Raw genomic sequence first — 555 nt, forward strand, 5'->3', positions numbered from 1 at the left:
CTGTAACCGGCGTGATAGGGCAGCTGGCGCGGCGCCACCGGCAGCGGCAGCAGCGGAATGCCAGGCAGTTGCAGGCTGATGAGCTCGCGGATCTTGTCGCTGGAGGCCACCTTGGTCTGCTGCAGCAGCTGCTTGCGCAACTGCTCCTGGGGCATGCGGGCTCGCACCGCCAGCACGAAGTCGGCGCTTTGCATCAGCTCGCTCTCCCCCACCACGGCCACCATGACGCCGTACTGGTGCTTGCGCAGCTGGATGGATACGGCGCGCGGCGACAGCACAGTGCTGAGGGCCTGGCGCAGGGCCAGCATCACCGGCTCGAAGCTAACCTGCTGATCGTCGTGACGATAGGCGACAAACTCCGGCGGCAGGCGGGACTCATCGGTGAAGGTCATCAGCTCGCCGCACAGTTGCACCAGCGCCTCGTGCAGCCGCTCCGGGTGCAGGGTGCCGAGACGCGAGAGGTGGGACAGCTGGGGCTGGGCCCGGTTGAGCAGTTGCAGCATCATGAACTCGGCCACATCGGCGACCCCCTGCTGACCGGGGGCGGCGATGCGT

1 protein-coding gene is annotated in these 555 nt (G+C 67.6%); it reads right to left on the reverse strand.

Going from position 1 to position 555, the window contains the following annotated elements:
- Nucleotides 1-555: type VI secretion system baseplate subunit TssK (gene tssK, locus KW821_RS21385; RefSeq protein WP_218292853.1), on the reverse strand; the 555-nt coding region annotated here is incomplete at both ends.

Source organism: Aeromonas sp. sif2416 (assembly GCF_019218665.1).
GTDB lineage: Bacteria > Pseudomonadota > Gammaproteobacteria > Enterobacterales > Aeromonadaceae > Aeromonas > Aeromonas encheleia.